Below are 25,708 nucleotides of genomic sequence, written 5' to 3' on the forward strand. Positions count from 1 at the left end.
TTGAGATCCGCTATGCTTTGTCTAGCGCTTGGAGATTTTGGCGCTTGCTTTCGAGCTCGCTGAAGGCAGCGTGGGCCTTCTGCGCCACACTCAGGATCGAGCACCAGTTGACCGGCAGCTCCTCGGAGAGGTCGTGGAGGTCCATCTTGGCTTGGGTCGCCTTCGCCGACAGCTTCTTTATTTCCGCTTTCAGCGCTTCAACATCGTTCATGCTTGCCTCAATAATTCGCCGCTTCCGGGAACTTACGGATCATCTCAACGCCACTGTTGACGAATTTGTCGCCTTGATCAGCGAGATCAGAGAAATGGTCGAAACCAAAGCGATGCACGTCGCGCAGCTGCTTGCTCACGACAACGAGCCGACCGCCGATCAACACGATCCGACCGAACCCTTCGTTGTGCATCTTCAGCATTGGCGAGATCATCACTCCGGTCGCCTTCTCGATCGAGAGCGCAACCGCGTTAAAGAACAGCTCCAGCCGCCATGTCGTCTTGGGGTCGGGATTGCCGACAATAGGCAGCGCACGGCGCTTGTGCTTGTCGAGGACGTAGGGTTCGAGCAAATCGAGATCCTTCTTGCCCTCCCAGGCACCGTGGGAGTCCTGGGCGCGCCAGATCTTGACGAGCTCTTTCAGAAATGGCCGCTCCGCCGCCGCGGCGGCTGGAGTGACTTCGGACGTATCTCCCATCCTCGTTCCTTCAGGTTTCGAAATCCACTGTACGTTCCGAGTCTTTGGCGAGCAGCTTCCGCAGCCAGGGCGGCGGCGAGCCCTTCAGCACGGTTTCGAGTTTGACGCAAAGTTCGTCGATGGGCTCTGGTTGCAGCACCTTCATCGGATGGATCTTGCTCGCGACGACTCGTGCAGCACCCGAGCCGCCGATCGCCGCAACATAGAGGATTGCGCAGTCCCTGATCGCCTCGATCTTGGGCGCTAGCTTATCCTCATTGCCGTCTTCCGTGAGGTCACCACCGAACTGGATCGCCTCAATAAACCGATGCCCCTCCGGGCCGACCTCGTAGATCGCGATGTTCTTGGCCCAGCCGAAGTGCGCATCGACATGCTTCAAGTCCTGAGTGGCAAATGCAACTTTCATCCGCGTTGTTTTCTCTCCCTGCTCAATGCAACCCAGGCGAATCGACCTGCAGGCCAGAGTTGGTGAATCGCCAGCTGTCAGGCGTCGGCCGATGGTTAATCTCTCGGTCGGTGATGATGAGATTGGCGATATCAAAGATCAGGTCGCGCGTGCCGCGATAACCAACGATTGTGAGGTGCGCAGCCCCAAGGCGATCGAACATGGGAAAGCCTACCCGGAAGAATGGAACATTGAGTCGCGAAGCCGCCTGGCGACCATGTGAATGGGACATCAAGAGGTCGCAGTCACGCGACCTGGCAAGCTCTTCAAGATCCTCCAGATCGCCGATTAGGACGTCCTCGGTCCTGACCCGCTGCAGCACCGGTGAGTTCGTCGTCGTCACCGCAGCAGTGACCTGCGCCCCCATCTCGTCGAGCGAGCTGGAGAGATCAAATAACAAGTCCGGCTCGGCGCCGATCGCGAGCTTGCGGCCGCCGATATGGAAATGAGCATCCAGCATGGCGTCTGCCAGCTGTCCACGCTGCCGGCGATACTTCGAGGGTACTGACCGGCCGGTGATCTGGCTCAAGAACGCCATCAATTCGTCGCTTGGGATAAGGCCACAGAGCCGCTCGAATAGACGGAACGGCACGCCTGTCCGCACCTGCATGGTCTCGGCCGCACCGCGCATTTGCGCGCCGATCGCGATCGTCCAGGCCACCTGCCCCATGGTCGCAATTTCGTCCACTCCAATCCCCCCGATCGTAGTCGGCGTGAATTCGTCGGGGATGTGGCCGTCCAGCGAACCTGCAAGGTCCGGCAGGAAGGAGGGCTTGAGACCGAAATCCTCAAAGATCGTGCGAAGCTCGTCGAGGTCGCCGGGGGTGAGGTGGCAACCAGGTAGCACGTTAACGCGGGACGCATCGCGCGGTCTGGCTGGGTCGAACGGTGCCACAAGCACCTCGATCATCCGCGCCACCGTCTTGCCCCAGCCATCCTGAAAGGCATCCTTGAAATCCGGAGTCGAGACGTAGACAAGGGGGAGCTTTTCGAGCTGCGGGTGCTTCTGTCGGATCAACCGGATGAAGGCTTCGACGTCATCGCCGTTGGTTTCGGTGACCCCAGTTGAATTGATGCCAATGATTTCGGGCTCGGCGCGATTGTAGATGTTGAGGATCGCTTGTTCGAGATTCTCGTGGCCGCCGAGCACGGTTGCGACCTCGCTCATGGCAGTCGTCTGCATCGGCACGGCTTCATTGAAATGGCGCACGAACAGCGTCAGCCCAAAGGAGGCGCAACCTTGAGGGCCGTGCAAAAGCGGCATCGCGCCGCGCAACCCCATGAAGGCAAATGAGCCGCCGATCGGTTGGCTCATCTTGAGCGGATTGACCGAACAGGCTTTCTTCGAGGTAGTGACGATCGCCATGTCCCCTACTCCGCCGCCTGCAGTGCCGCCGGCTGGAGATCGGACGGAATGTCCTTACAAGCAATGCAACGCCCGATGGAACTGGTGCAGGGCTTGTTGGGCTCGCCGAGCTTCGGGCCATGCGGCGCAATCGCGCGCTCACCCTCGCTGGCCTCAGCTTGATTGGAGAAAGTTATCGTCCTGACGCCGTTCCTGCTCGGGTCCCGAACTGGATCCGCGGCTTGCGCATACATCTGCGCAGCCGTCTTTGCCTGAAGCTTCCGGTCGAAATCATCCCATGGCGCGGCTTGGCGGAGCTGATCCCATATCGGATTGTAGAGGGCCTTCTCGATCTCCTCCATGAGCTTGAGAATCCCGACATAGCCCATATAGGCGTGGCAGCGCTCCTGGTTGATATCGAGCCACGGCATCGCCGCCTTCAGTGCGACGAATTGCGACTTGCCGCCCGAGAGCATGATATCGGCCTTTGCGTCCTTGAGCATCTTGTAGATCTCGCGAGGCGACATGTCCTCGATCATATGGGCGTCCTGGCCCATTAATTCCTTGATACGTTCCTTGTCCTTCATGGTCGATTTCTTCACGGACGTGCCGACGATCTCGAGCCCGGCCTCCTGCAAAGCGGCCACCATCGACCAGGATTTCACACCGCCGGTGATGAGAACAACCCTCTTGCCGGCAAAGCGCGGCTTGAAACGTTCAATCGCAGCCCAGGCCTTGGTCTCTTCGCGTGCGATCAGGGCTTGCGTGCGTTCCATCAGCTCAGCCGGCGCACCACTCTCGATCAGCATGCGCGCGATCTGGCGGAGTGAATCGCTGGTATCCTCAATACCGTAGAAGGAGCCTTCAAAAAACGGGATGCCGTAGCGCTGCCTCATCTTGCGTGCGACGTTGATCATTGCCCTTGAGCAAACCATCATCGCGGCTTTGGCTCGGTGCGAATAAGCGACCTCGCGATACTTGCCGTCCCCCGAGATGCACGACAGGATCCGGATTCCGAGCTCATCGAGCAGGGGCTTGATCTGCCAAAGCTCGCCGGACAGATTGTATTCACCGATGATGTTGATATCATACGATGTCGTGTAATCCGGCTCTCCGGTACCGATGACGTGCTCCAGCAGTGCTTCGCCAGCAAGCTTGTTACCAAGGTTCTTCGACCCGACAAATCCCGGTGAATTGATGGGAATGACCGGCTTGCCGAATTTGGCGGAGGCCGCCTTGCAGACCATATCGATGTCGTCACCGATCATTGCGGGCACGCATGTCTGGTAGACGAAGATGGCCTGCGGGTCGTATTTCTCTGTGATCTCCTTGACTGCCCTGTACAGCCGCTTCTCGCCGCCGAAGACGATATCGGTCTCGCTCATGTCTGTGGTGAAGCTTCTGCGCCACAGATCGGAGCCGGACGAGACCGAACCACGATTGTCCCAGGAATTGCCCTCACAGGCGATTGGACCATGCACAAGATGGGCGACATCGGTGAAGGGCTGCAGCGCGACTTTGGCGCCATCGAAGGCACATCCGCCGGCGGCGCCGCCCGGCTTGAGCTGCTTGGTGCAACCATTCTTACGCTCGACCTTCGACTTGCTCGCGTTCCTGGCGCAGCCCGGTTCGTTAAAGACGTCCTGTATGGTCGTGGGAAGCGAAGTCATGGTGTCTCTCTCGGGGATGTCAACACACCGCAGACCACAAGGATGGCCGGCGGAGAACCTGTGATCCCCGCCGCAGCGCCGCTGTTTCTGCGGACGATGAGGCGGGGAGCTCGCCTTAGCGTATGATGTCGAAGCTGTAGTCTGTCTTGCCAACCGAGCTGGTCTTTCGATCGATCTCATCGAAGATCTTGTCGAGAATCTTGACCAGCACATTCATGCTCCCCTGATAGCCCCACACTGGATAACGATGGTGATGATGGCGATCGAAGATGGGAAAGCCGATGCGGATTAGCGGCGTTCCGGTGTCACGCTCGAGATACTTGCCGTAGGTGTTACCGATCAGGAAATCGACCGGCTCTGTGAACAGGAGCGATCGCATGTGCCAGAGATCCTTGCCTGGGAAGGCGCGGCAGTTTTTACCGAAAGGCGAGCTCGCGAACAGCGCCTGCATCTTCAGCTCCCACGCCTTACTCGCGTTCGTCGACAGCACGTGGATCGGCTCAGCGCCGAGCTCCAGCAGGAATGCGGCCAGGCCATAGCAGAGGTCTGGATCGCCATAGATCGCGAACTTCTTGCCGTGAACATGCGCGCTGGAGTCAGCCATTGCGTCTACCAGACGCCCACGCTCCTGCTCCAGTGCATTTGGAATTGCCTTGTTGGTGACACGCGACAGCGTCATCAGGAAATCGTCCGTGGCGCTGACGCCCAGCGGGTGATTGAAAGCGACGACCTCCTGATCGTGCGCCTTGATGAAGGACAACGTCTTCTCCGTGCAATATTGCTGCATGGAAATGGTTGCCTTGGCGTGGACTGCGTTCGCGGCATCCTTTAATGTAGTGCCCCCATCATACATGCGGAACTCGCCGTCCGTGGGGGTATCGAACACGTCACTGTTATCCGCGAGGATGGTGTAGCCGATGCCCATCAGCTCGAAGATACGCTTTATCTCACGGACATTTCCGACAGTGTAGCCGTCGAAGCCACCGATGAAGTTGATCGTGTTGTTCGCTTTGCGCTCGAGTTTTGGGGCCGTGCCGGCTTTGCCATCCCAGAAATGCTCGAGGATGCCCTTGAGCGTGTTGTCGTAGCCAGTAACGTGGCTGCCGACGAACGCAGGAGTGTGAGCGAATGGTACGTCGTAGTCCGCTGGGACGGAACCTTTTTCCTTTGATGTTTTGATGAAGGCATTGAGGTCGTCGCCGATGACTTCCGCCATGCAGGTCGTGGCGACCGCGATCATCTTCGGCTTGTACATGTTATAGCTGTTGGCAAGCCCGTCGGTAAGATTGTTAAGCCCGCCGAACACGGCCGCGTCTTCCGTCATGGACGAGGAGACGCACGAGGTCGGCTCCTTGAAGTGCCGTGACAGATGGCTGCGATAATACGCGACGCAGCCCTGTGAGCCGTGGACGAACGGCAGTGTGCGCTCGAACCCGAGGGCGGCGAACACCGCACCCAGCGGCTGGCAAGCCTTCGCCGGATTAACGGTTAGCGCCTCGCGGGCGAAGTTCTTCTTGCGGTACTCGGATGTCTTGGACCATTCTTTGATGCGATCGACGTCGGCGGGATCATGCGGATTCTCAAATAGCGCCTTCTTCTTGGCCAGCATCTGCTGGTATTCGTCTCCCCGGAAAAGCTCAGAGTGGTCGAGTATGTGTTCGGCGTTCTGTGTCATCATGGCACTCTTTGGGTTTTGCGTTCGTTCTCCTGCCCTTCCCCTCCTCTGCGGAAAGAAACGGCCCGGGGTCGGCCTTCCTATTCCGCTGCCATGAGGCTCGGCTGCGGAGCGTCCTTCCAAGGCGCGGTGGTCTTCCCCCAGATCGGGGAGTTAATCGCCATGTCCATGTCGCGGGCGAAGATCGCGAAGCCGTCATAGCCGTGGTAAGGACCCGAGTAGTCCCAGGAATGCATTTGGCGGAACGGCACGCCCATTTTTTGGAAGACGTATTTTTCCTTGATACCGGAGCCGACCAGGTCTGGCCGGATCTTTTCGACGAAGCGCTCGAATTCGTAGCCGGTGACATCGTCGTAGATCAGCGTGCCATCTTTGACGTAGTGCTGGGCGGTGCGTTGGTAGTCATCGTTATGCCCGAACTCATAGCCCGTGCCGACAACATCCATGCCGAGGTCCTCATAGGCGCCGATGACGTGGCGAGGACGTAAGCCGCCGACGAACAGCATTACCGTCTTGCCTTCAAGCCGCGGCCGGTATTTCGCGGTCACAGCATCGACAAGCGGTTGATATTTCGCGATGACGCGTTCGGCGCCTTGCTTGATCTTGTCATCGAAGAAGCCTGCAATTTTTCGCAGCGACTCCGCGATTTTGGAAGGACCGAAGAAGTTGTACTCGCACCAGGGAATCCCGAATTTTTCCTCCATGTGCCGTGAGATGTAATTCATCGAGCGATAGCAATGCAGTATGTTGAGCTTTGCCTTCGGCGTCGCCTCCAATTCAGCGAGAGATCCATCCCCGGACCACTGGGCGATTACGCGTAGGCCCATCTCTTCCAGCAGGATTCGTGACGACCATGCGTCGCCGCCGATGTTGTAGTCGCCGATGATCGCAACATCATATGGCGTCGGTTCAAATTTAGGGCTGGTCTCTGGGGCGCTCTTGTCAAAGATCCAATCCCGAACGGCGTCGTTCGCGATGTGATGGCCGAGCGATTGCGACACGCCGCGGAAGCCCTCGCACCGCACAGGCACGATGGTTTTGCCGCCATATTCCTTCGACTTTTCTCGGGAGACCGCCTCGATATCGTCACCGATCAAGCCAATCGGACATTCGGACTGAATGGTGATGCCCCTGTTGAGAGGAAATAGTTCCTGGAGCTCATCGATGAGTTTCGTGATCTTTTTATCGCCGCCGAACACGATGTCCTTCTCCTGAAAATCGGAGGTGAACTGCAGTGTCACGAACGTGTCGATGCCGGTCGTCCCGACGTAGTAGTTGCGCCGCGAGCCCCACGAGTACTGACCGCAGCCGACCGGACCGTGGCTGATGTGGATCATGTCCTTGATGGGTCCCCAGACCACGCCCTTGGAGCCCGCATAGGCGCAGCCGCGGATGGTCATCACGCCGGGAATGGACTTGATATTCGACTTGACGCCACAATCCGACTTCCCCGCCTCGTGAACACTGAGATGCTTGGCGCGCCTTTTGGCGGTCTTCTCGGGGTAGACCGTCAACACCTCATCGATTAGCTGTTTGTTGCGCGCCTTGATCTCTGCAACGCTTTGGGTAGGTGCTCGGCTCATACAGGTTTCCTTTTCGATTGTGGTCTCAGCAAGAAGCGACGCTTTTGCGGTAGACCGACGGATTTCCGATCCGGCGTTCAGGTAAGCGTGCAATCTGCATGGGCGGTCCTACCGATCGCAACTTCGCGACGTTCATGCCGCAGCGGTCGTTCACGATGTTGTAGCTCATCTCGGCTGAGCGGTTAGGAGCGCCATGTGTGACGCTGTCTATCGATGACCATGACGCTTCTCGCGTGAAGTCATGCCTGCTCTCCAGCGGTTGGTCATATCGGCTTCTTTATTCACTCGCGTGCGATCACGGGGCATGTCCCTGTGCATGGGATGCAAAGGACTAACAGCCGCCGCCTCCTGCGCAGGGGTCTGCAACGAGTGTGCCAGCGCCGGTCCAATAGAAAAAGCAACGTTTATAGAGCTAGATAGCTGCCGGATGCGGATTGTTATAAACCTGACCCTGTCTGCCACCGACAAGCGTAGCCGCAACGCCCTGTCCGAAACAAAACAATCGGTTACGCTCTCCACCAGCGGCGTGGCTAGAGTCTGCCGCGCCGACGTCACTCCGATGCGCAGCCTTGCTTCGTACGCGCCGATCCAGCGATCGCAAACACCATCCGTTCGAAGCGGTTTCAGCGCGGTTAGATGTGCCCATCGTGCTCGCGATCCCACCCCGAGCAAGAATCGCATCCGAGCGCTCCACCACCTGCTGCAGATGTCTCCACAAGAACGCAGTTGCCCAGCAGCAGTCCTCTTCCATTTCCGCATGGTCTCTCGCTCCGGCGTTCTTTTATTTGATACCGCGGAGAGGCGCGCGCGGAGGGCGAACAGCTGACGCCGTGGAGAGCATGTAAGCTGATCAATTCCCAAGCAGCGCGGTAGCTTAAACTCCGCAAACGGTCACCCTGGGCTTGCCCGGATTTGAATTTTCCGGCTACGACACTGGGCGCCTCCGCATCAAACAATCTGCAGGTTTTTGCGTTCGGCGTAGTTCGACAAATGGGAACATCGGATTCTGACGCGTCAGACAGATTGAGCGGATTCACGGAAAGGCCGGCAGCTTCGCAAGTGTCGGCAGTCGAGACAAGGCAGGTCGAAAAGGGCCAAGACCTCGGAGCGAAGTGCTCAGGTGCGGATTTCACGCATTGCAACGTTTGTAAATTGGTGCATCACCACTGTTACGGCGGTAATGGCGCTTGGGTTCGTGGGACTTGCGCTCAAGGACATACCCATCGGCGGCGCTGTCGAATGCAACTCCTGAAATTATCCAGGTTGCCATTCTGAGCGTTTATATTTCGTGCTGGGCTTACGGGACCAGCATCGACACGAAAATCCAGGGTGGAATCTATGCGGACGACCCACAGGGAGGACGTGTCCGGACCGGATCAATTGCTGCTGTCGCCTTTCTCGCGGTTGTTTCAGTCATTTTACGTCTTGAATGAGATGGAGGAGAAGTTCACGTTAGAACCGGCCATCGGGCGTGAGCGAAGCGATCCCGAAAGCCCAGGGGTCGGCGCCGGTGTTCTTCAAGATGATCAGCTTCGGCTTCCGTGACGGACCCTTTTCGTCGATGCCGCGCTTCGCGAGGAGTATGAACGGCTCCACTTCGAAAATCGACGCCGCCAAAGATCGGTTACTTGCCGCATTGAAGCTCGAGGGAGGGACGAAGAAAGTATCGCCCAATCGCTCACCTTGAACATCACCGAGCACCGGCATTTCGGGATCGGACTCATCGCTGCCATCGTCGCGCTTTACGCTTTGATCAGCATGTCCGTTGGACTGGTTGAAATGATCCGAATTGCTGCGGCGTACCTTCTGCCAACCATCATCGCCTTCTAGGTTCGGCATCACTACGCCTGGGGCCATCCTGAACGTCGTCTTTGGCTTGACCGCGCTCTGCTAAATTGATTCTCCGTGTCGGCGCCGATTGGTACTCGAATCCGCATTGGACGCCATGTCACGGCATTCGGTACTTGGGCTGGCAAAGACTCGAGCCGGGATCCGCTCTAACGATGTCGGATTACGATCTGCCCTCCGGATGGAAGATGCCCGTCGTGCAAGCGGAAATCATCTCCTCCGAATCGATCGCTCTGCCTCGCACGCCTTTCGCTTCTGTAGGGGCGAGTTGGCTGCTGCACTAAGCCGCCGCGTCGGGCCTAGCGTTCGACCCGTTAATCTTCCCTTTTGAGCTTCTCGCGCTCCTGCTGAAGCGCTTCGGTCTCTCGGGCGACCTCGCCTTCTTCGCCCAGTTGTTCCTGGAAACGCTGGCGGGTCTCGGCGAGAACAGCGGGGGCGAAGGATTCAGTCAGGCGAATCTCGATTGCAGATCGGGCACTGCTGGGTGAGTTCATGAGCGCTTTTGCCGCCGTCGGGTTAGAGGTCATGAACCCTCCGTTTCGGCAGCTCTTAGGCCCGAATGAACGTGATCCGGCCCCTCGCCACGCTTCCGATGTGGCTTTACCTTTATTTCGCCGTCCTGATCGAACGCCGCCAGCATGCGCAGCAGCTTTTCCAAGAAACCAACTTGAACTGCCCTCGAAGCAGCTTGGAGATGTTGGGCTGCTTCACGCCGACGAGCTTCGCGGCTTCAGTCTGAGTGATCTCCCGCTCCGCCATCAACCGCTTCAGTTGTACAATGAGGGCTGCCTTGACTTGGTACTCGTCGGCGTTCGGGAGGCGGTTGGCCGGCAACTTTCTTCTTCGTGCTCATGATCGGGCTGCGTTTATACCGTGTTGATAGCTTCCGTGTCGCGCAGGCGCTGTCATGCGAGACCAGATCGTCCCATATGCGGATCGGCGGCCAAAAAAGCTGCTGATCGGACCGCGTGAAGGATTTGAACGCTCTACCGCGCTCGAGTGCCTTCGGAGTTTTGGCTTAACCTGTTGCGGGTGTGCTCGTCTTGGGGGACGGCATATATAGGCCGGGGAGCACATATGTGTGTGCTTAAGAGTATCGACAGTATTCGTGTGTGCGCGCGCCTGCGGAATTCAGCGTAAGACACGCGTCACTTCCATAGAAGAGATTTTGGCCAATCTGTGAACTCCAACTCGAAGCTACGTAGGCCGGTGGGTTTTGTCCTGAATTTAAGGGTCTTCCCTGAAAGGTCGGCCAATGAACCAGATGCGAACTCGAAAACTGTCGTGCCGGAAGTTGCGACCCCAATGCCTTGCTCGCCTTCCATGCTAGAGAAGTCGGTCGCCTCGGAGAGTTGCCCAATTGCAACTCCCTCCAGCGCGTGATGAAATTCCATGGAGGCCAAGTATGTCCTTTGGTCAGCAGCCCACTCGCTGACCGACACTGCTGTGATCTCTGCGTCGGTCAAGAGACCACCTGCGATCCGGCAGCCATATTGAACGGTAAGAATAACCCGCTCATTCCGAACTCCGGCCGGCTCTCGATCGGCGGCAGTGATCGTGCACGCGTACCGCCTTGTTTCCGCAACCGCCCCCATGCCTAGCCCGATCCACTCGAGAGCGGAACATAGTACAAAAGCGAGAGCGGGTCTTATCATTCGACTGCACCTGATCTGAAATACCGTTCCCTGCTCTGTACAATCTGACGCTACGGGCGATTCAAGCTCCTTCGATCGCTCTGCCGGATCAACGTTACTCAGGTGACTGCGGTGTCGCAGAATCGAGGCAAGCGGCATCCCCCGGCAGTGCCCTTGGATGGTGCCGGAACGATTTCATTATCGGTGCTCAGCGGGCAGCACGTCGGTGAACCAAGGCTATGGGCCGAGCTTTTCAGGTGGGCGGCGGCCATGAGGGGCGCGACGGCCGCGGCGCCGGAGCTACATTCCTGACCCAGGCGCAGGCGCTCTGTGAGCGGACGCTATTTAACGCGGAATGCTCCCGTGGCAGAGGTCCCGAAATTTTGCTTCACAATCTCAATGTAAAAGGAAACGTGGCCGAGACGAGCCGTTCAAAGGCAGACTGCCGCTCAAGCAGACGCTCCTCGAGCATCTTACGCTGGAGATCATCTAGCTCGCTTTGAAGCCTTCTGCGACAACGCCAAATGTCATTCCGTACGGATCTGATCTCATTCAAGCGATCGTCAATCGAAACCATCACAGATACCGTATCCAACTTGAACCAGCCATGGACAGGTGCTCAATCACGTTCTTCCTCGCTAACACGCCGATAAATCTCAGGACTTGGGCCATCTGCGGACTGATGTCACGATCTCCTCCCAGCGTGTCCTCTTGTATCGGCATGATTCAACGCAAGAGCACGAAGAAGCGGTTGCTCCTGCAGAAGTTCAGCTTATTTTGCCCCAGCGCGCAGGATTTCAAAAGCGAGCCCGTGAGTGGGCCGACTTGGTAATCCAACCAACACCCACCGGATCAGGGGTCAGGCTGGTCACCTGTCGAATTGGAGTAGCGATCAATCGGACGGTCGCACCGTCAAACTCTGGGCAGCCGCGCCTTTCGGACTTGAGCACGGCAATTGCCATGCCAGCGAACCTCAGGTGGAATTGAAACAAGCCATGTTCGGTTCTGAGGCTCGTCCTTACAAACGAGCCGGGCTTCGTGGTGACGGCGCGCCAGAGCGGCCCAGATATAAGTCGGAGAGGCTTCAGTCGGCCGGACTCGGCGAAATCGTGAACGATGCGCACCGCCGGCGCCTCTCAGTGTCTCGCCCAGCTGCGTAGGTCTTGTTACCGCCGTTCCCGCGTGCGGCCGGCAAGCTAGCAAGCGAACCTCACCACAAAAGTATCTACGATCACCTCTAGCCGGGCCTGGCGTTTGTGGCATCTGTGACACTGAATGTAGTGATCAAACCAAGACATCAGACTTTGTTTGTTCGTCCGGACCCGTTCTACAACTAAATCAGCAACTTGCATCTCGGACGCAACTGGCATCGCAGTTGCTAATTGTCCAATGACACCGTGAGCGCTGAGCGCGGCCTGCGGAGTAAGACGGATACATCAACTTTGCGGGAGCGTATTGGCCACCCAATCGCTCGATGGAGCACCGATGCGGCCACCGGACAGCTTACTGCTTGCGGCACACTTGTTGTTGTCAGATCGACCATCACGCCGAACGTTGAGGCGCTAGGCTGATCGACCAACAGAAAGGCCGCGATCTAAGCTCAAAGCCAACTCGCGAATCACGTAAGCCCCTCAAGCCCGTGCGTGAACGCCGGCGGCGAGCTGCAAAGTCGCACATTTTGATGCAGCCTCGCTTCAGATGATCCGCTGCATACTGCGCCGGACCGTCGAGGAACGCGTGGCATCGCTTTCGACTGTTTCCTTGTTTAACAATCAGAACTAATGAGGCGGTGTATGAACATGTCAATCCCGGAGCTTCGGCTTGTCGCTGAAGCATCGATTTTAGCTATTGGGCTGCTGATGTCATCAGGAGCTAACGCCGACGATGATCTGATGAGAAACGCCAAGCAGATCTTCCATCCAATCCCCTCGGTCATTCCTGCGGTAAAAGACAATCCGGTGACGCATGGAAAGGTCGAGCTTGGCAAGATGCTGTTCTTCGATCCGCGGCTATCGGCGAGCGGGATCATTAGCTGCAATACGTGCCACAATCTCGGCACCGGCGGAGTCGATGCCGGTCCGACCTCCGTTGGTCACGGCTGGAAGGTCGGCCTGCGCCGGGCCCCAACTGTCTACAACGCAGTGTTCAATGCGGCGCAATTTTGGGACGGACGCGCCGCGGACCTCAAGGCGCAAGCCGCCGGGCCTGTGCAGGCGAGTGCCGAAATGAATGCGACTCCAGATCATGTGCTCGGTATCTTGAACTCAATGCCCAGCTATGTCGTCTTGTTCAAGAACGCTTTTCCGAACGAAGCGAGATCGGTCACCTTTGAAAATTTTGCGAAGGCGATCGAGGCTTTTGAAGCGACTCTCATTACACCTGCGGCTCCATTCGATCAGTATCTGGAGGGCAATACACATGCTCTCGATGATCAACAGAAGTCAGGGTTGGCACTGTTTATGGCGAAGGGATGTTCTTCTTGCCACAATGGTATCAATCTCGGTGGACAGGCCTACTTCCCGTTCGGCGTGATGAAAAAGCCGGACGCAAGCGTGCTTCCGGACGCCGATAAGGGCCGGTTTGCGGTCACCAGGGCGGTCGGCGACGAATATGTCTTCCGCGCGGCGCCATTGCGAAACGTCGCGTTGCGAGCCCCTTACTTTCATTCGGGACAGGTTTGGAGCCTGAAGCAAGCTGTTGCCCTGATGAGTGAAATCCAGCTCGGCACCAAGCTTAGCGATAGAGAGGAAAACGACATTGTCTCATTTCTGAATTCGCTGACCGGTCGGCTGCCTAAGATCGAATATCCGATACTGCCGACGCGCACCAACACGACACCAAAGCCTTCAATAGACAGATAGCCTTAGCAGCACCGGCCTCATTCCCTGCCGAACAGCAACAGATGCGCTCCAAGAACCCGGGGTCCCGCAATGACGCCAAAATGAATGATCCCCTGCTGTCACTGATAAGCAGGCACATAAAAAGCCGCCCGGCCTCAATGCGAGGCCGGGCGAAAGTCACGCGGGAGCGACGCTGCTTTCCGCATCGTTCCAGCTTTCGTCGGTAGGGAGGACTACCGGCGATCGACTTACGACGAGGGCATTCGCCGTCAAACAAGGAGAAGCGGATATCGCTCTGCACAACTTAGCGAGCCGCTTGCCTTTCGCTCCTGTCGTAAACTTCAGGACTTGCTCACACTTGCCAGCTGTCCGGTTGGCACGGGCAGCGCCTTGATGGAGCTAGGATCCATCGCGCAGGCGGTTTGACTGCCGAGCCCTGAAACTCAACCGTCAGTTTGCCGTCACGCGCCAGTATTTTGGCACCGCCGAATACCAGCAAATCTTCCCGAAGACCGCGCGAAGGCGCAAATTAGGTATGAAATTCCGCAAGGGCGGTAAAATAGATTGTTGTGATGGGACGCATCCACGCGATGGATAAATGAAGCGATAGGACCGTGGTTCGCGTCGGGCGTAAGTGACTTGGAATATGTCACCTAATCGGTATGGCCGGCATGCGGTCGTCCGCCGGATTCGAGCTTGTCGCCGCTGTATGCGATCGCCTCCGCCGGGGCAAACCGGCATTTGCAGGCGCTGGAAACTTTGGAAGCTCGCAAGGATATCGCGAGCTCCCAAAGCGCGTTCATCTTATTCACAGATACGTTGGCGACACGCTCAGTACGATCATGCCTCGGCCCGCAACTCGCGTGCGGCGGCCACCATATTGACGAGCGCGGGACGCACCTCCTCCCATCTTCGAGTTTTCAGTCCGCAGTCGGGATTGATCCAGAGCTGCCGATCGGAAACCCGCTGCCGCGCCAACACAATCAGCTGCTTGATCTCGGCTGCTGCGGGAATGCGCGGTGAATGAATGTCATAGACGCCCGGCCCGATTTCATTAGGATATTTGTAGCTCTTGAAAGCGTCGAGCAATTCCATTTTGGAGCGCGACGCCTCGATTGAAATGACGTCGGCATCCATTGCTGCGATCGCATCGATGATTTCGTTGAACTCGGAATAGCACATGTGCGTATGGATCTGAGTTCCGTCAGCGACAGCGGAGGAGCAAATGCGGAAACTGTCCACTGCCCAATCGAGATAGTCCTTCCACTGCGATTTGCGCAGCGGCAATCCCTCCCGCAACGCAGCCTCGTCGATCTGGATCATGGTCGCTCCAGCTGTTTCAAGGTCGATGACCTCGTCTCGGATCGCGAGAGCGATCTGTCGGCATGTCTCGCTCCGCGGGATGTCGTCACGGACAAACGACCAGTTCAGGATCGTCACCGGTCCGGTCAGCATAGCCTTGACGGGCTTTTTGGTCAGAGACTGCGCATGTCGCCACCATTTAACGGTCATGGGCTTCGGGCGGGAGACATCTCCAAACAGGATAGGAGGACGAACGCACCGCGAGCCATAAGACTGAACCCAGCCGTGCTTGGTGAATGCGAAACCCAACAGCTGCTCGCCAAAGTATTGAACCATGTCATTGCGCTCGAACTCACCGTGTACGAGCACGTCCAGGCCGATATCTTCCTGCCAATGCACGGTATGGGCTGTCTCCGCTTTCAGAAGCTGCTCGTACTGCGTGTCATTCAGCGCTCCCCGCGCATGAGCTGCACGCGCATTGCGGACGTCCGCCGTTTGCGGGAAGGATCCGATGGTTGTGGTTGGAAACATCGGCAATGCGAAGGCGACGCGTTGGACGTCGGCGCGCTGGGTGAACGCACTGCGACGGCGACGCATGCTATCGTCGATCGCGGCCATTCGTCCGGCGACGTTCGCACTGTGGATCTTCGGCGATGTTTCGCGGGTGACGGATGCATCCTCTGAGAGCGTGAGTTCATCGGCCACGTCGGCAGCATAGCCAGCCAGCGCTTTGCCCAATATCGAAAGTTCCTTGATCTTCTGCACTGAGAACGCCAACCACGTCTTCAGATTGGGATCGAGATCGATCTCTAGTTCAATGTCGGTCGGAACATGTAGCAGCGAGCAGGAGGGGGCAATCTGAACACGGTCCCTGCCCAGTTTTTTGACCATAGGAGCAAGTTGGTCGAGTAGCGCCGGCAGATTAGAGCGCCACACGTTGCGACCATCAACGACACCGAGCGAGACCACGAGATCTCTACCTGCTCTGGCGACAATCGCGTCCAACTGGTCAGGTGCACGAACCAGGTCGACATGAACCCCGGCAACGGGCAAGGCCAATACTGTTTCAAGATTGTCGCCGACACCCCCGAAGTATGTGGCCAGCATGATTTTAAGGGCCGGCACGGCCTTAGCGAAATGAGCATAGGCCCGGCGGACAGCGGCCCGAGATGCTTCGTCGACGTCCATCACTAGGCATGGCTCGTCGAGCTGAACCCATTCAGCGCCGCGCGAGGCTAGTTCGCGGAGAACATCGACATAGACGGGGAGGAGTCGATCAAGCAGCGACAGCGGATTGAAGGCGGGATTTACGCTTTTGCCGAGCTTCAGGAAAGTGACTGGGCCCACTAGGACGGGCCGCGTCTGATAGCCGAGGCTTCTTGCCTCCTCATATTCCTCGATCGGCTTCCGAGAGGCATACTTAAAGATCTGATCCTGGTGAAATTCCGGCACCATGTAGTGGTAGTTCGTATCGAACCACTTCGTCATCTCCTGTGCGGCTACGCCGGGCCCATGCTGAGCGTGACCACCGTCTTGAGCGCCACGCGCCATGGTGAAGTAGGTTTTGAGCGACACAGGACCTTCGTTCCAGCCGTAAACGTCGGGAATGGCGCCGACCATTAGGCTGGTATCGAGCACATGGTCGTAGAGCGAGAAGTCATTCGAAGGAATGACGGTCGCACCGCGGGATTTCTGCCGTGCCCAATTAGCGGCACGAAGTCCACTCCCCGCCTCGAGGAGCTCGGCTTCGCTGGATTTTCCCGCCCAGTAGCTCTCGAGCGCGAATTTGAGTTCGCGTCGTGGGCCGATGCGTGACGTCCCCAGTGTGGCAACGGGAAGCGAAAGGATTGACATAGCTTAGACCCCTTGTTGGGGCAAAGGCCATGGCGGACGCAGACAGCGAACATCGCGTGAGCGACAACTGCTTGGCGCACACCGGGACGCCCCGCCCGTGGACGATATCTTGTCGAGGCAGGTCTCCTGGCTCACGGGTCGTCGCTGCTGTCCGGCCTTCCCGAAGCCGCATGGCTTCAGTGACTTCGTTGGACAGCGGCTCGCCGCTTACAGTTGCGGGGGCAGCGCCGGCATTGCACCGGCTTCCCTCTTAGCTCCAGATCAAACGAAATCCGGAGACCGCGACGGCTTGAATTATGCGCACGAGGATCGATGCGTCAACCTACCGATTCTCGTTGCGATATTGCCCAAGCGATTACGAGCGCACTAGGCGGGCACGACGGTCTTGCTCGCGGCCTGGTGAACACGCCCGGATCTGTGGAGGCTCCGCTGTGAAATGCATTCGCTCCTTGCTCGCGTAAGGGTTGAGCTCCACGACCGGAACGAACCCGGGCCGCTTTCGGTATCTGTGTGATCGCGAGGAGGCGACCTTTTCCGTCAGCAGCTTTTCGAACCAGCGCGTCAGGAAGGTGCGATCATCTCGGCCGGCATCCGTTTGGTCACAGCCCACGAGGCTCCCTAGACATTTCGAAAGCCGGATTGCTCCAGGACCGCACGGATGATCAGGTCGGCTCCTTGGTGTTCGGCGGCCCGACCAGGCACGAGGTCGTCCGCCTCCGTGAGGTTGGCCAAGATGATCTTCTCGGTGCAATAGGTGTTCACGTGCTGAGCGACTTTTGCGCCGGCTTCGATGCGTCCGTGGCCGCTCGACGCCGGTCTGCCTCGCCTCGACTCGCGGCCAGCGATGATAGGCCTTAACGCGGCCACTGAGCATCGAGGGCCTTGTCCTTGTTCGTGACAATTTCGACGGTGTCCTCCGACAGAGCCCTTTGAGGGGTTCCTCGGAGTCGCTCAGCGTCTTAAGCTCATAACGATGTTAATCGAACTCGATGCGCCCCATGCGGTCGTGGTCTCCTCAAGGTCCCACATCTACAACTTCGTTCGCGAAATCGAGCGATGAGGCCTTTTGGTCGCGGGCTGCCTATCCTGTCTTGGACGGGACACAGGTGTCAGGGACCGGACAGACCACCGCGCATTGCGGCGTGTCGCAATGGGCCCTCGCACTCCGTACATTTTTTGGCATCGATAACGTAAATGTCGCGCTTCAGACTGATCGCCGCGTTGGGACACTCGAACTCACATGCGCCACAAACGGTGCATTGCGAAGCGACGATCTTGTAAGCCATGCCTTCCGACTCCTTAGGCGAGCGATGCCATGGGCGATCCCTTTCAAATGCCGTGCCAAACGCAGACGCGCTCAATGTTGGGCAATTTGCCCAATTCGGCTGTCCCGGGTCTGAGACCATGTTGCATCTGCGACAGCAACAGGTCGCTTCAATTTCAGGCTACGAGCCCTCGGGCCCTCTTGCGAGAGTCAGTGGCGACTTGACGCTGGAAGCGTCCGTCGGTTTGTTTGGCACGTCAGCGCGGGGCAAGCGAGGCTGACGCTTCCTCAACCGGCGGCGACAAAAAACCGCCAACGGACGCAGGTCTACGTTGGATCTCGGCAAACCTCCGGTCACACACCCCGACTGGAGGTTTGTGCAAGCCTCGCTCATGGCTGCAACGCTAGCTGCGCGGAGGACTCGCTGGAGGCTTGCCAAAACGGGCTTGTGGTATAACAAGCTTCGGAGGGAAATGAAGTGGCGGCGGGACGACCGACACTGGCCCTGCAGACCGAATTGCACTCAGCCTCATGCCTGGTGCCGAGTAGGCATGGCGGTGCTCGTGAGCGTCGCTTGGCCGCACTCAGCCACTCGCAACTATTTTAGACGAGCTGGAGCAGGGTTGAAAGATGACTGTGCAAATTGCTTCAGTGGCATGGCTTTTCCGAACAGATGGCCCTGCGCAAGGTCGAAGCCGAGTTCGGCCACAGCGATTAGGTCAGCCTGGCTCTCCACACCTTCGGCGACGGTGCGCACATTGTACTCTTTGGCTAGATCGACGATATGGCGGCACACCGTTCGCTTGAGGGGCCCATTCGCGCAGCCGCCGACGAACTGACGATCCACTTTCAATTTCATGAACGGGAATTTTGTCATCCCCATCAGCTGCGGCCAATTGGCACCGACATTGTCGATTGCAAGGCCAATGTTGTGAAAGCGAACCTCACGCGCAACCTCGACCAGGAGATCTAGGTTCTGGATCGCTTCCACGCTCTCGATTTCAATCGTCAAACCGCCGAAAGCGGCGTGCGACGGCATGCGCCGACAGAGATCGCGTACCGCCTGCGGGTCAATCAGGAATGCTGCCGGGAGATTGATGGAGAGATCGATCGAAGTTTGCTGCTCCAGAAGATACTGCCAATCCTTGATCGCGCGGTCGATCACGAACTGCGACAAGTTCCTAAAATGCGGATCGTGAGGTTCCGGGATGAAATAGGCCGGTGGAACAACGCCCCAGGTCGGGTGCCGCATTCGCACATGCGCCTCGGCGCCGCGGCGGCTAAGGGTACACGCGTCAAACTTCGGCTCATACCAGAGCTCAAGCCAGCCAGCGTGTAAGGCTTCTCCGACATGGACCGCGGGACGGGGCGCCGGCTCTCTTGGCAAGAGCATGCCGATCCGATCGCGCAACGTCTCGGCTGCAAACGGCGCCCTGAGCGGCGGCAGCATAGCAAGTCCATATTCACTGCCGACCTGCTGCACTGCCGCCATGATGATCGACTCGCGCGCTCCGAACGCCAGCACGCGGCCTGCAAATTCTTCGCGTACCAGTATCTCGAGCAATCGTCCAGGCTCGATGCGGTCCGAGCCAATGCCGAGCAGGATCAGATCAGGGAACTCCGTGCGGAGTACATGCGGCAACTCGTCAGCAGTCCTGCATTCGCTGATAACAAATCCCATATCCTCCAGCACATCCCGTAGAAAGGCGCGCAGATGCCGCTTGCCGACGGCCAGGCATGCCCGCGGCCGCACCTTACGTTGCCCGAAGATTACAGGTTTCCGTCCGACCAGTTCGGCCTGCCCATGTTCCATCGCAACCACTCCCGTTCCGTGACGGTGCCTTAAACGAGGAGCGAAGGTCCAAACAAGCTGTGCTTCCCGATATCTTTCGATTGTTCGAGATAAGCTTAAGATAGTGCATTAGTGTGCAAAATCTTTCGCGATCTTGCTCAGACGATTTTATCGGGCGCACGCGTATGATACCTGTCGCGCTTCGCGCAACTTTGTACGATGTCGTACGCGAGGTGGGAATCTCTCCTTCGGACGGACCGAGCTGACGCTCTATGGCGCTGCGATCATCGTGGCGCACGATTTATTGAATAGAGTAGTTCGTGAGCGACGATCGGCAATCACTCTTACGAACGTTTGATCGACATGACCGGCGTGTGCCGTTTGGTGATTGTTTTCCAATCGAAGGCAGCCCATCATGAGTTCGCAGCTGCTCAAACCGCAGTCGATTCTGAGAACGGCAATGGCTTGCAATTACCTCAGCTCTGTTGCCTATAGTGAGTGTGGACGTGCTGCTTCCTACCGAGCCAGATAGTTGCTCTCAATTGCGTTTTCTGTATCCTCCTGAGCATGAATTTCCTCCAGAGGGCTCGGTCAGGTGTTCGTGTTGGCGCTGAAGGGCGAGGCGCGTCCAGCGCGGGCACGGCTTTGCGCAAGAGCGTGCCAGGAGATGAGAACGCGGTCGCAAAAGCGGTCGAAGAGCTACTTTCCGAGTTAGGTGGCCTCGGACCGGAGTTCAGCCTTCGAGGCGCGAAGCAGGCGGCGTTGCGCCTGATTCAGGATCCCGGGCAGGGCTTCATTTTTGTCGTCGAGGAACAAGGCACCGGGCAGATCGTAGGGGTAGCTAGCATCTCGGCCGTACAGGCCGTGAGAGCAGCCGGAGCGTACGGCGTGCTTCAGGAGCTATGGATTTCTCGTGACTTCCGCAGCTCTGACTGCGGTCGGCATCTGCTCGAGGCGGTAGATTCGGAGGCGAAGCGACGCGGCTGGCAGATGATTGAGGTTGCGTTGCCTCCGGATGGCTTTCCGGCCCTAGAACGGGTACGCCACTTCTACGAGGAGAGGGGATATCGGGTTGGAGGATTGCGCGCGCGCAAGAGGCTCTGACAGTGGTACGACCTCTGCGCCACACACTTAAAGCGCTCCTGGGCTAGCGTGCTATCGGTAAAGTCCTTCACGCAGTCAATCCTGGGCTTGTTGCTTCTCAAAACGAACGCTTCACGCGTGCGTCGCGGCCCAGCATGATCGAGAACCTTTGACGCTGATGCGGTGCTGACTCCCACCGCGAGCGGTTACCTCTTCGGCCTTCTTGGCGAGAACGTTCGAAAATATCAGCGATCAATCATTCTGCATTGTGGGAAGCGATACCGCGACCCGCCCGACCAAAAGGCGACAGGTCGGCGGCGGCCCGTCGCGGGCGAAGCCCGACCCAGCCTTACGAATCGTTCGTTTGCGCTTCCCATGCAGTGCGATTTACTGGCTCTGGCTTGAGATCACCCACACAAACGCCATCCATTCGTCACCAATTACATTCTCTCGGCAACTGGCCAGCCAGTCGTCTACCAGACTCATTTCCTGCATCTTGGTGCGGCGGACCGGCGCGTGAAAGGATTCCGCACCACCTTGCCACTCCTGCTGGCGAATTTCGAGGAAGGTGCGCGAGATCAGCCATCACACTGATCCGGTAGAGGATTCCGTAATGAGCAATGTGCCGAGTGCCGCGTCCAATACGACATTCGTGCAGCTCCCCCATGCGCAGGACTGGATGCAAGCGGACCGCTTCGCCGTTTGGCGCCAATACGAAAACGTGGGCCGAGGGAATCATGCGCGACAAAGAGCCGCCCTTTTTTGATCGACCGTCAGTCCGTCAGGACCGCTCGTCGCGAAGAACCAGCTGAATCGTCCGACTTTCCCCACGCCATCACGCATCAGCGGTACATGCCAGATGCTATTGTCGCGCGTCATTGCAACGAACAATACGGTCTCGTCCGGACTGAGCACCAGGCCATTCGGGCCCGGGCCATTAGAAATCAAGCAATGATCCGGCCGTCAGGGCAAAGTCGAAATACCCGGCCGGTCCGATCGTGCAATCCAGTCTGGCCCTGATCGGTGAAATAGATGTCGCCTTTGGTCGCGATATGCAGGTCGTTGCAGCCTCTGAAGGACTCGGAATTGCGGTGGCCCAGCAACGGTCGGATGGTCCCTCTCTGTGGATCGAGCTCCAGGAGACCGTTGATATAGTCGGACACGAGCACCCGGCCGTCCGGAGCAACCTTCAGACGTTCGGCCAGCCGTCGTATTCGATGATCAAAGACCAGACGCCCTCCGGTGAAATCCGGAAATGCAGCCGAAGGGGATGTCGACGACATAGAGATTCCCGGACTGGTCGAACGACGGTCCCTCGATGAAACAATCTACTGGATATGCCCCGCGGTTCGCGTCTGCCCATTCCGAAGAAACAGCCGGGCGACGAAACTCCGCCGGCATCGACGAGAACACGCTAACCTCCATCAGCTTGGGCGGGTTTTCGAGATGCTCATGATGCGCCTTCGAGCCTGCGACGCGGCTGGCCCTCGTATTTGTAGCCGAACTGCTTGGGCATCGGGCCCTTGTTGCGATCATTGCGCCCAGTTTGCTCCCAGGCGTGAGCCAGGATTCCGACCGCGCGCGACAAGCAGAAGACCCCCCGCGCGAGCGGAGAGGCGAAGCCCAGTTCGCCGTAAATGACCGCGGTCGCGCCATCGATGTTCATCGGAATGAGCTTGCTCTTGCGCTGTTGCATCACCCGCTCGATCGCGCGAGCGGCCTTGGCATAATCGCCGCCGACACTGCCCTCGTCAGCTGCGGCATCCACCAGCGCCAATAGCGGGGCCGCGCGCGGGTCGACTGGATGAAACCGATGGCCAAAGCCAGGCAGATATTTGCTGCGGGTTGCGGTGAAATGGTCGATTGCAGCGCCAGCGGCCTGCTCGATCTCTCGCCCTTGGCGCCGTCGCAGCACATCCTCGTAGAGTTCGATAGCCTGCTCCCCTGCTCCGCCATGCACGTCATCGAGCGTGTTGATTGCCGAGGCCATTGCGCCATTCAGGGGCAGGCCGCACGCTCACCGCCATTTGGGCAATTGCAATGGAGGGCGCGTGCGGACCGTGGTCAACGGATCCAACCAGCGCAGCTTGCAGCAGCTGCTCCTGTGCTGGCGTCGGCAGATTGCCACGTAACATCAGCCAAATCATGGCGGGAAAAGAAACGCGGCCTATCAAATCTTCAATTGGATAACCCCGATAGGCGATGCGACCTGGCGCGATATCGCAAATGGAGGTTCGCCACCAACTGGCCGCTTGCTGTCTCAGTTCTTCTTCGCTCATTTCCGCTTCCGTCCTTTCAACCTGCCGATTGCCAACCGACGCAAGCCGTCGGATGTCATGATATCGGTCCGTCCGTGGCTGCGCGGACGGGCAGGAAATCAGCCTCTCCTTGCTTTGGCCTCCCGACGGCTCGGCTTGAGACTAGTTGCTCAACCTCCGCATACGAATAGCCGAGCCGCTGCAGCCATCGCTCAGTGTCTGCTCCGAGCGTCGCAGGTGGTGAAGGCACCGAAAACTCCTCATCCAGCCGGAACCCCGGCCGCGTGATTCGTAACGGCTGCGCATCGTCTTGTTCTGGCGCCAAAGTCTCGATGAATCCGCGCTCAACGACCTGTGGCTGCTGCAACACTTGCGAGACCGTCAGCACACGGCCGGCAGGGACACCAGCCAAGTTCATTTGGGCCTCCCATTCCTCAGCGGGCTTGCAACTCAATGCCTTGTTCAACTCCGCGCTCAGCGTAGCGCGGTTCACCTTGCGCATCTCGCGTCCAGCAAAGCGTGGATCCGTCTTCAGGTCCGGTCGGTCGATCAGGTCGCATAGGGCTTGGTACTGCTTCTGCTCGTTGGCGGAAATGTTCAGCGGGCCCGTTGCGGTGCGGAACGTGCCGGAGGGAGCCGCGGTAAAGTTCTCGTTGCCGATGGGCTGCGGCTCGATCCCGGCGTTCAGGTGGTTGGAGACGACCCATCCCATCGCCGCAATGGTGGCCTCGAGCAGGGACACGTCGATGAACCGACCCCGTTGCCTATGCCGCTGGTCGACCAGAGCCGCGGCGATAGCAAACGCAGCAGTCAGTCCCGCAATCGTGTCCGAGATCGGAAAGCCCGTGCGCAGGGGAGCCGAGGCTATATCGCCGGTGACGCTCATGGCTCCGGAGAGACCCTGGACGATCTGGTCATAGGCCGGACGGGCGGACCACGGTCCGCTCTGCCCAAAGCCGGAGATCGCGCAGTAGACCAGACGCGGGTTCAGCCTGACAAGCACATCAAAGCCGAGGCCAAGGCGTTCCATCACCTTCGGCCGGAAGTTTTCGAGCACCACGTCGGCTTCCTTGACCAGTCGCAAGAACACCTCGCGGCCCGCTTCCGATTTCAGGTCCAGTGCAATCGATTGCTTGCCGGCGTTCACAGCGACAAACGAGAGTCCCTGCAGGCGCTCCGCTCTTTGCGGATCCGCGCCGAGGCGCCGCGCCAGGTCGCCGCCGTTCGGATTTTCCACCTTAATGACCTCCGCGCCAAGGCGCGCAAGATGGTAACCGCAGAACGGACCCGCCAACACGTTTGACAGGTCGAGAACGCGGATACCGGTTAGCGGCAGAGACATCTGAAGAGCCTTCTTGTAGGTGATCCGATAGCGAGCGCTTAGTACGCAACTTATTTCAGTTGCTGCGCAGCACGTTCCGCGAATCGATTCGTGAAGGTCTTGATCAGGTCGATCTTTGCGGCTGCGATCTTCGGATCAAAGTCGCCTAGGACAGCCAGCGGGATCTTGGCCGCCTCGATGTCCATCTGACCTGTTGGCGAGAACAGCGCTTTCGACGCGTTCATGATCTCGATGTTCACCTCGCGATTGTCGGTCTTGTATGCAGGAGGCATCGCGTCGACGAGTTGTTCCGTCGACGCCGTGTTGATCCAGCGGTGGGTTTTGAGCAAGGCGTTGACGAGGCGCTGGACCGTTTCTGGATTTTTGTCGATGAAAGTCTGCTGCAGGTAGAGACAGGCGGTCGGATAGATTCCGCCAAAGGCCTGTTTTGAGCCTTCGAGTGTGCGCGCGTCGAACAGCGGCGTCGCACTCTTTTTGCGCGCGAGAAGGGTCGCAATCGGGTCGAAATAGACGAGCGCGTCGATATTCCTGGCCTCGAGTGCCACCATACCGGGTGCCCCGCTGCCGACCGCGATAATGTTCACGTCGCGCGGACCCAACCCAGATTTCTTGATGTAGTAGCGCGCCATGGTGTCGGTCGATGACCCCGGCGCCGTGATCCCGAGCTTGAGGCCCTTCAGGTCGGCACCGGACTTGACCTTGTCAGCGAGGCCGCTGCGGATACCGAGCAACACGCCGGGAATGTCATTGAGCAGGAACACGCAGGAAATCTGTTTGCCCTGCGCCTGCATCTGAATGGTGTGATCGTAAAAGCCGACTGTCCCGTCCACCGAACCGCCGACCAGCGCCTGCAAAGCCTTCGAACCACCGGCCTGGAAGTTTTCGACGGTCACCTCAAGGCCCTGGTCCTTAAACGAACCGAGCTTCACACCAAGCTCGAGAGGCATATAGTTGAGGATCTGTGATCCCACTGCGATCTTCAATTTTGTCTTCTCGGGCTCGGCGGCATGCGCTGAAATGAGCGGCAATACAGCTGCCGCGATAACCACCATCAGTCTCGGAAAAGCGTGCATGGGAACCTCCG

The 25,708-nt window shown here is 58.3% G+C and carries 19 protein-coding genes, 2 pseudogenes and 1 riboswitch; of the genes and pseudogenes, 2 read left to right on the forward strand and 19 right to left on the reverse strand.

Translation table 11 applies throughout. The annotated features are described in order from the left end of the window. Window positions 1–10: 10 nt before the first annotated feature. From ACVIN2_RS15670 to ACVIN2_RS15720, 11 genes are all read right to left on the reverse strand, one after another. Window positions 11–211, reverse strand: a complete 201-nt coding sequence (locus ACVIN2_RS15670; RefSeq protein ID WP_369726381.1) for a CCE_0567 family metalloprotein — start codon at window positions 209–211, stop codon at window positions 11–13. A gap of 7 nt (window positions 212–218) precedes the next feature. After that, window positions 219–689: a NifX-associated nitrogen fixation protein gene (locus ACVIN2_RS15675; protein WP_456766237.1), complete on the reverse strand. Its 471-nt coding sequence runs from the start codon at window positions 687–689 to the stop codon at window positions 219–221. A 10-nt stretch (window positions 690–699) separates the two neighbouring features. Beyond that, on the reverse strand, window positions 700–1,095 hold the full coding sequence (gene nifX, locus ACVIN2_RS15680; protein ID WP_456766238.1) for a nitrogen fixation protein NifX: 396 nt from the start codon (window positions 1,093–1,095) through the stop codon (window positions 700–702). Window positions 1,096–1,117: 22 nt separating this feature from the next. Continuing rightward, window positions 1,118–2,500, reverse strand: a complete 1,383-nt coding sequence (nifN, locus tag ACVIN2_RS15685) for a nitrogenase iron-molybdenum cofactor biosynthesis protein NifN (RefSeq protein ID WP_456766239.1) — start codon at window positions 2,498–2,500, stop codon at window positions 1,118–1,120. Between the two features lie 5 nt (window positions 2,501–2,505). Continuing rightward, a complete protein-coding gene (gene nifE, locus ACVIN2_RS15690; protein ID WP_456766240.1) occupies window positions 2,506–4,149 on the reverse strand; it encodes a nitrogenase iron-molybdenum cofactor biosynthesis protein NifE in 1,644 nt (547 codons plus the stop codon). A gap of 115 nt (window positions 4,150–4,264) precedes the next feature. Next, window positions 4,265–5,824: a nitrogenase molybdenum-iron protein subunit beta gene (gene nifK / locus ACVIN2_RS15695; RefSeq protein ID WP_456769733.1), complete on the reverse strand. Its 1,560-nt coding sequence runs from the start codon at window positions 5,822–5,824 to the stop codon at window positions 4,265–4,267. An 80-nt stretch (window positions 5,825–5,904) separates the two neighbouring features. Beyond that, window positions 5,905–7,407 (reverse strand): nitrogenase molybdenum-iron protein alpha chain, encoded by a 1,503-nt coding sequence (nifD, locus tag ACVIN2_RS15700; protein ID WP_456766241.1) that lies wholly within the window; start codon window positions 7,405–7,407, stop codon window positions 5,905–5,907. A 1,452-nt stretch (window positions 7,408–8,859) separates the two neighbouring features. Then, entirely contained in the window at window positions 8,860–9,246 is a 387-nt protein-coding gene (locus ACVIN2_RS15705; protein WP_456766242.1) for a hypothetical protein, read from the reverse strand. 323 nt (window positions 9,247–9,569) lie between these two features. Then, on the reverse strand, window positions 9,570–9,782 hold the full coding sequence (locus ACVIN2_RS15710) for a hypothetical protein (protein ID WP_456766243.1): 213 nt from the start codon (window positions 9,780–9,782) through the stop codon (window positions 9,570–9,572). Between the two features lie 79 nt (window positions 9,783–9,861). Further along, complete coding sequence (locus ACVIN2_RS15715; RefSeq protein WP_456766244.1) at window positions 9,862–10,089, reverse strand: XRE family transcriptional regulator; 228 nt, start codon at window positions 10,087–10,089, stop codon at window positions 9,862–9,864. A gap of 314 nt (window positions 10,090–10,403) precedes the next feature. Further along, window positions 10,404–10,721: a hypothetical protein gene (locus ACVIN2_RS15720; RefSeq protein WP_456766245.1), complete on the reverse strand. Its 318-nt coding sequence runs from the start codon at window positions 10,719–10,721 to the stop codon at window positions 10,404–10,406. A gap of 1,961 nt (window positions 10,722–12,682) precedes the next feature. On the opposite strand from ACVIN2_RS15720, the gene ACVIN2_RS15725 reads away from it, so the two are divergent. Next, complete coding sequence (locus ACVIN2_RS15725; protein ID WP_317245394.1) at window positions 12,683–13,750, forward strand: cytochrome-c peroxidase; 1,068 nt, start codon at window positions 12,683–12,685, stop codon at window positions 13,748–13,750. An 819-nt stretch (window positions 13,751–14,569) separates the two neighbouring features. Here ACVIN2_RS15725 and metE read toward each other — a convergent pair. The 3 genes and pseudogenes from metE to ACVIN2_RS15740 form a co-directional block, all read right to left on the reverse strand. Then, entirely contained in the window at window positions 14,570–16,885 is a 2,316-nt protein-coding gene (gene metE, locus ACVIN2_RS15730) for a 5-methyltetrahydropteroyltriglutamate--homocysteine S-methyltransferase (RefSeq protein ID WP_456766246.1), read from the reverse strand. A gap of 99 nt (window positions 16,886–16,984) precedes the next feature. Then, window positions 16,985–17,184: riboswitch (cobalamin riboswitch) on the reverse strand. 782 nt (window positions 17,185–17,966) lie between these two features. Beyond that, window positions 17,967–18,171, reverse strand: a pseudogene (locus tag ACVIN2_RS15735) (4Fe-4S binding protein). Between the two features lie 576 nt (window positions 18,172–18,747). After that, entirely contained in the window at window positions 18,748–19,962 is a 1,215-nt protein-coding gene (locus ACVIN2_RS15740; protein WP_456766247.1) for an EAL domain-containing response regulator, read from the reverse strand. A gap of 624 nt (window positions 19,963–20,586) precedes the next feature. Between ACVIN2_RS15740 and ACVIN2_RS15745 the strand changes: the two genes are divergently transcribed. Continuing rightward, window positions 20,587–21,045: a GNAT family N-acetyltransferase gene (locus ACVIN2_RS15745; RefSeq protein ID WP_456766248.1), complete on the forward strand. Its 459-nt coding sequence runs from the start codon at window positions 20,587–20,589 to the stop codon at window positions 21,043–21,045. A gap of 714 nt (window positions 21,046–21,759) precedes the next feature. On the opposite strand, the gene ACVIN2_RS15750 is transcribed toward ACVIN2_RS15745, so the two are convergent. The 5 genes and pseudogenes from ACVIN2_RS15750 to ACVIN2_RS15770 form a co-directional block, all read right to left on the reverse strand. Continuing rightward, a complete protein-coding gene (locus ACVIN2_RS15750) occupies window positions 21,760–21,903 on the reverse strand; it encodes a hypothetical protein (RefSeq protein ID WP_456769734.1) in 144 nt (47 codons plus the stop codon). A gap of 65 nt (window positions 21,904–21,968) precedes the next feature. After that, on the reverse strand, window positions 21,969–22,307 hold the full coding sequence (locus tag ACVIN2_RS15755) for an SMP-30/gluconolactonase/LRE family protein (RefSeq protein WP_310473285.1): 339 nt from the start codon (window positions 22,305–22,307) through the stop codon (window positions 21,969–21,971). Window positions 22,308–22,474: 167 nt separating this feature from the next. Then, window positions 22,475–23,303, reverse strand: a pseudogene (locus tag ACVIN2_RS15760) (citryl-CoA lyase). Window positions 23,304–23,358: 55 nt separating this feature from the next. Beyond that, the gene (locus ACVIN2_RS15765; RefSeq protein WP_259217605.1) at window positions 23,359–24,624 is read right to left on the reverse strand and encodes a CaiB/BaiF CoA transferase family protein; all 1,266 of its coding nucleotides are present in this window, start codon (window positions 24,622–24,624) and stop codon (window positions 23,359–23,361) included. 50 nt (window positions 24,625–24,674) lie between these two features. After that, window positions 24,675–25,697: an ABC transporter substrate-binding protein gene (locus tag ACVIN2_RS15770; RefSeq protein ID WP_259217606.1), complete on the reverse strand. Its 1,023-nt coding sequence runs from the start codon at window positions 25,695–25,697 to the stop codon at window positions 24,675–24,677. Window positions 25,698–25,708 lie beyond the last annotated feature (11 nt).

This window comes from Bradyrhizobium sp. USDA 3650, from assembly GCF_054057395.1.

Coding starts and splice junctions, on each gene's coding strand:
- ACVIN2_RS15670 (WP_369726381.1), bottom strand. CDS start 211: ATGAACGATGTTGAAGCGCTGAAAGCGGAAATAAAGAAGCTGTCGGCG.
- ACVIN2_RS15675 (WP_456766237.1), bottom strand. CDS start 689: ATGGGAGATACGTCCGAAGTCACTCCAGCCGCCGCGGCGGCGGAGCGG.
- nifX (WP_456766238.1), bottom strand. CDS start 1,095: ATGAAAGTTGCATTTGCCACTCAGGACTTGAAGCATGTCGATGCGCAC.
- nifN (WP_456766239.1), bottom strand. CDS start 2,500: ATGGCGATCGTCACTACCTCGAAGAAAGCCTGTTCGGTCAATCCGCTC.
- nifE (WP_456766240.1), bottom strand. CDS start 4,149: ATGACTTCGCTTCCCACGACCATACAGGACGTCTTTAACGAACCGGGC.
- nifK (WP_456769733.1), bottom strand. CDS start 5,824: ATGACACAGAACGCCGAACACATACTCGACCACTCTGAGCTTTTCCGG.
- nifD (WP_456766241.1), bottom strand. CDS start 7,407: ATGAGCCGAGCACCTACCCAAAGCGTTGCAGAGATCAAGGCGCGCAAC.
- ACVIN2_RS15705 (WP_456766242.1), bottom strand. CDS start 9,246: ATGCCGAACCTAGAAGGCGATGATGGTTGGCAGAAGGTACGCCGCAGC.
- ACVIN2_RS15710 (WP_456766243.1), bottom strand. CDS start 9,782: ATGACCTCTAACCCGACGGCGGCAAAAGCGCTCATGAACTCACCCAGC.
- ACVIN2_RS15725 (WP_317245394.1), top strand. CDS start 12,683: ATGAACATGTCAATCCCGGAGCTTCGGCTTGTCGCTGAAGCATCGATT.
- metE (WP_456766246.1), bottom strand. CDS start 16,885: ATGTCAATCCTTTCGCTTCCCGTTGCCACACTGGGGACGTCACGCATC.
- ACVIN2_RS15740 (WP_456766247.1), bottom strand. CDS start 19,962: ATGGAACATGGGCAGGCCGAACTGGTCGGACGGAAACCTGTAATCTTC.
- ACVIN2_RS15750 (WP_456769734.1), bottom strand. CDS start 21,903: ATGACGCGCGACAATAGCATCTGGCATGTACCGCTGATGCGTGATGGC.
- ACVIN2_RS15755 (WP_310473285.1), bottom strand. CDS start 22,307: ATGTCGTCGACATCCCCTTCGGCTGCATTTCCGGATTTCACCGGAGGG.
- ACVIN2_RS15765 (WP_259217605.1), bottom strand. CDS start 24,624: ATGTCTCTGCCGCTAACCGGTATCCGCGTTCTCGACCTGTCAAACGTG.
- ACVIN2_RS15770 (WP_259217606.1), bottom strand. CDS start 25,697: ATGCACGCTTTTCCGAGACTGATGGTGGTTATCGCGGCAGCTGTATTG.